Origin of the sequence: Mycobacterium sp. (genome assembly GCF_049802695.1) — a bacterium.
Classification (GTDB): domain Bacteria; phylum Actinomycetota; class Actinomycetes; order Mycobacteriales; family Mycobacteriaceae; genus Mycobacterium.
Map to the genome: position 1 here is coordinate 1 of NZ_JBARMY010000380.1, position 2,348 is coordinate 2,348.

At 69.5% G+C, this 2,348-nt stretch carries 2 protein-coding genes and 1 pseudogene; all 3 read right to left on the bottom strand.

The genetic code is table 11. The annotated features are described in order from the left end of the window. A pseudogene (locus tag WA317_RS15610) lies at window positions 1-238 on the bottom strand (exopolyphosphatase); the annotation flags it as partial. Beyond that, window positions 238-1,362 carry a glycosyltransferase family 4 protein gene (locus WA317_RS15615; protein ID WP_425173892.1) on the bottom strand — a complete coding sequence of 375 codons (1,125 nt, stop codon included), beginning with the start codon at window positions 1,360-1,362 and terminating at the stop codon, window positions 238-240. The pseudogene WA317_RS15610 and the gene WA317_RS15615, both read right to left, overlap by 1 nt. Beyond that, the gene (locus WA317_RS15620) at window positions 1,362-2,252 is read right to left on the bottom strand and encodes a phosphatidylinositol mannoside acyltransferase (protein WP_425173893.1); all 891 of its coding nucleotides are present in this window, start codon (window positions 2,250-2,252) and stop codon (window positions 1,362-1,364) included. The genes WA317_RS15615 and WA317_RS15620 overlap by 1 nt, the downstream gene beginning before the upstream one ends. Between the last annotated feature and the right edge of the window lie 96 nt (window positions 2,253-2,348).

The window sequence follows — 2,348 nt, forward strand, 5'->3', positions numbered from 1 at the left end:
GTTCGGCGGCATCGGCCAAGGCCGCCAACCGCTTGCCCTCGGCCGCGCCGCCGTAGACGTCCACGGCAACGGCGCGCGCTACCACCGCCCGCCGCGCCAACACCGCGTCGAGCGCCTGCCAGGACAGGTCGTAGCGCACGTGTAACCGGTCGAGCCGATGAGCGGTGTGGTAGATCGAGTTGGCGAACACCAAGATCGCCGCGATCAACACCCCGATCGCGACGGCCAGCCACGTCATCAGCTCGCCACCTGCACCTTGGCGCCCGCCCCGGCCACCGTCTCATAGACCCGCGCGATCTGGTCGGCCACCACCGGCCAGTCGTAGCGGCCCACAGCCCGCCGACCTTCGTCGGTGTAGCGTCGCCGCGCCGCGTCGTCGCTGAGCACGTCGATCAAGCCCTCGGCCAGCGCCGCGCCGTCGCCCACTGGCATCAGCCGCCCTGCTGCGCCGTCGCGCAACACACGGCGAAAGGCGTGCAGGTCGCTGGCCACCACCGCCGTGCCGGCAGCCATCGCCTCGACCAATACGATGCCGAAGCTCTCGCCGCCGGTGTTGGGCGCACAGTAGACGTCGGCGCTGCGCAGCGCTGACGCCTTACCGGCATCGTCGACCTGGCCCAGGAAACGCAGATGCCGGACCAGGCCGCCTGCGGCGTCCCGGACTTCGTCTTCGTAGCCGCGACCTACGACCAGCACCTCGACATCGGGGAAATGCTGCACCAGTTTCGGCAGCGCGTCGAGCAGAACAGTCATGCCCTTGCGGGGCTCGTCGTAGCGACCCAGGAACAGCACCGTCTTGCCGGGCCGCGGATATCCGTCCAGCTGTGGCGCGCCGGCGAAGGCGGCCACGTCGACACCGTTGGGGATCTCGACGGCATCAGAGCCCAGCGCCTCCATCTGCCAGCGTCGGGCCAAGTCGGAGACGGCGATACGGCCCACGATTTTCTCGTGCATCGGCCGCAGTAAGCCCCGGACCACGGTCAGCGTCAGCGATTTGGTGGTCGAGGTGTGAAACGTCGCCACGATGGGGCCCTCGGCCACCCGCAGCGCCCACATCGACAGGCTGGGCGCGTTCGGCTCGTGCAGGTGCAGTACGTCGAAGTCACCGTCGGTCAGCCACCGTCTGACTTTGCCGTGCACCATCGGGCTGAACTGCAGCCGCGCGATGGACCCGTTGTAGGGGATCGGAACGGCCTTGCCGGCGGAGACGACGTAATCCGGCAGTCCGGCGTGCGGCGAGGAGGGGGCGAGCACACTGACGGTGTGGCCCCGGCCGCGCATCACCTCCGCCAGTTGCAGTACGTGCGACTGCACGCCACCCGGCACGTCGAACGAGTACGGACACACCATGCCGATGCGCATCAGCACTCCTCCAGGCTGGCCCGTCGAGATTCGGAGAGGTCGGCCAGCCACTGAGGTTGCATCATGTGCCAGTCGGCGGGGTGCGCGGCGATGTTGCGTGCGAACACGTCGGCCAACGCCTGGGTAATGGCACCCGCGTCGCCGCTGGTGCAGTCCAGCTCCGGGTAGAACCGGAACACGGACTCGCCGTCTTCGTACCAGGAGTGAACCGGTATCAGCGCCGCCCCCGTGGCGACCGCCAGTCTCGCCGGTCCGGCCGGCATCCGGGAGCGTTCACCGAAGAAGTCGACCGGGATACCGGTGCGGGTGAGATCGCGGTCGGCCATCAGGCACACCACCCCGTTGGCCCGCAGCCGTTCGCAGAGCAACTCGAACGGCGGCCGTTCACCGCCGGACAGCGGAATGACCTCGAAGCCGAGGCTTTCGCGGTAGGCGATGAACCGCCGGTACAGCGACTCGGGTTTGAGCCGCTCAGCCACGGTGGTGAAAGTGCCGTGGGTCTGCGCCAACCACACCCCCGCCATATCCCAGTTACCGCTGTGCGGCAACGGTAGTACGGCGCCGCGACCGGCGGCCAACGCCGCCTGCACCGCTTCTTTGCCTTCGGCGGACGCGTCGAGCCGCCGGGCCACCGCCCGGTGATCCATCGTCGGCAAGCGGAACGCCTCGCGCCAGTAACGGGCGTAGGAGGCCAGCGCGTCGCGCATCAGGGTGTCGGGCACCTCCGCCGGCGACACCCCGACCACCCGGGCCAGGTTCTTTCGCAGCTGCTCGGGCCCGCCGTTGCGGGCCGCGAAGCGTGCCCCGGCGTCGAATGCGTTGCGCGCGGCGAACTCCGGCATCGCCCGCACCATTCGCCAGCCGGCCGCGAATCCCCAGTCGGTCACCATGCCACCCAGCGGGACGCCGCCGCTGACTGCGGGCAGCCGAGGGCCCGAGGGAGTTGAGATCACGGCTCGTGTCTCCCCGATCCGGCTTCACGGTCC